1 protein-coding gene is annotated in these 2186 nt (G+C 67.8%); it reads left to right on the plus strand.

The annotated features are described in order from the left end of the window. The first annotated feature begins 430 nt into the window (after nucleotides 1-430). Complete coding sequence (locus V7053_RS18315; RefSeq protein ID WP_334173690.1) at nucleotides 431-1936, plus strand: sugar transferase; 1506 nt, start codon at nucleotides 431-433, stop codon at nucleotides 1934-1936. The last annotated feature ends 250 nt before the right edge of the window (nucleotides 1937-2186 follow it).

A 2186-nucleotide genomic window follows, 5' to 3' on the forward strand; every position in this document is an offset into this window, starting at 1 on the left:
ACCCCGAGAGCAGCAGCACGCCGCCAACCGCCGCGACCGCCCATCTCCTCGCCATGGGCCGAGCGTACAGTGCACCGGCACGTGCAGCGCGTAAGCCGGCACAGTGAAGAGACAGAGAGAACGCAGCGCAAAGAGAGTGCAGCGCAAAGAGAGTCCAGCGCAAGAAGAGCAGCGCAGAAACAAAAAGAAGGGGACATTCCTCACTTGACGCGCCCACATCCGAGTACTCGCCCAGCGAGTGCGGCCGAGTTGGGCAGTGTGCGGGTGGTCATCCGAGTGGCTTCTGCGTACCGGCCAAGGGTTGCCCCTCAGAACCGCCCCGAAAGCTCGGGTACCGGCTACTGGTGACCTCCTCGTCCCGCGCGACTGTACTGATTCATGTGAGGGGCCGGTGAACAGGACCGGCACCGTTGGGAGCCAGGAGCAGGTCATGTCACTGGGCGCAGAGCAGAACATCTCACGCTCCATCCCGTCGTGGCGGGGCTCGGGGCTCCTCAGGGCACTTGGTCTCGGATCATCCGCCCAGATCGCTCGCTCGGCGCGCGCCCAGGCATGGCCCAAGCGATACGCGCTCTACCTCCGGGTTGCGGACACCTCGATCGTGTTCGCATCCGTCGCCGCCGGGCTGCTGTTCGGCGGCGCCGGTCCCCATACTGCTGTCGCCCTCGTCCTGATCGCCGGCGTGTGGCCCGTCGCCTTGGGCATCTACGGAAGCCGCGAGGCGTCGGTCTTCGGAATCGGCGCGGAGGAGTATCGGAGGGTCGTCGCGGCGTCCGTCCAGCTCTTCGCCGTCATGGCCATCACGGCCCTCCTCGTCTCCGACTGGCTCCCCGCCCGGGTCTTCGCCCTCGTCTTCGGGAGCGGCCTCCTCGGCCTGCTCACGTCACGTTGGTCGATCCGGCGCTGGCTCACCGCGCAGCGGCAGAACGGACTCTATCTGACGCCCGCCGTCGTCGTCGGAGAACCCGAGGACGTGCGCTACGTGATCCGCCGCATCTCGGCGAGCAACGGCGCCCCCTACAACGTCCTCGGCGCCGTCCTCCCGGGCGGGCGCCGCGGACAGACCCTCGCCGTCGACGGCAATCGGCTCCCGGTGCTGAGCTCGATCGACGACGTCGTCCGGACGGTCGTGCTCAAGAAGGCCGCCGCCGTCATCATCGCCGGCCCCGTTCCGGGCGGGAACCAGTACGTGCGCGAACTCGGCTGGAACCTCGAGCCATACGACGCCGAGCTGGTCCTCGCCTCCACGCTCACGAACGTCGCGGGACCACGCATCCACTGGCGGCCAGTCCAGGGTCTGCCGCTTATGGAGGTCGATCTCCCGCACTACTCGGGAGCGAAGCACGTCGTGAAGCGGGGGATGGACGTGCTGCTCGGCGCCCTCGCGCTCGTGGTGCTCGCGCCGATCCTCGTCGCCCTCGTGCTCGTCGTCCACTTCGACTCGCCGGGCCCAGTCCTGTTCCTGCAGGAGAGGATCGGCAAGGACGGCAAGCCCTTCAAGATGCTCAAGTTCCGCTCCATGGTGCAGGACGCCGAATCGCGGCTCGGGCAACTGGCGCAGGCGAACCAGGGCGCCGGAGTCCTGTTCAAAGTCAAGGACGATCCGCGCATCACCCGCTGCGGCCGGTGGATGCGTCACTTCTCGCTCGACGAGCTTCCGCAGTTCGTCAACGTCCTCAAGGGCGAGATGAGCCTCGTCGGCCCCCGACCCCCGCTTGCACGCGAGGTCGGAGAGTACGAGCACTTCACCCACCGACGCATGCTCATCAAGCCGGGCATCACAGGCCTCTGGCAGGTGAGCGGGCGGTCCGACCTCGATTGGGACGACGCCGTCCGGCTCGACCTGTACTACGTCGAGAACTGGTCCCTCCTGGGCGACCTCATGATCCTGTGGCGCACCTTCCGGGCCGTAGTGGCCCCTGTCGGCGCCTACTGATCGGGCACCAGCAGGACCGGCAGCAGCAGGACCGGCAGCAGCAGGACGGGCGCCTATTGACCGGCGCCAGCAGGACCGGCGCCAGCAGGACCGGCGCCAGCAGGACCGGCACGAGGGCACGACCACCACCGACCGGCGGCAGGGGACCGCAACGACGAACTCACATCCTCCCGCAACCACCCGCACCCGCTCGCTGCACCACCAGCCGCACCCGTTAGGAGAGGCCAACATGAGAGATCTTCCCCATTCG

The organism is Sinomonas sp. (assembly GCF_036848755.1).
Classification (GTDB): Bacteria; Actinomycetota; Actinomycetes; order Actinomycetales; family Micrococcaceae; genus Sinomonas.

Bases quoted from the DNA above. Each gene is read 5' to 3' on its own strand.
- V7053_RS18315 (WP_334173690.1), top strand. From the start codon at position 431: ATGTCACTGGGCGCAGAGCAGAACATCTCACGCTCCATCCCGTCGTGG.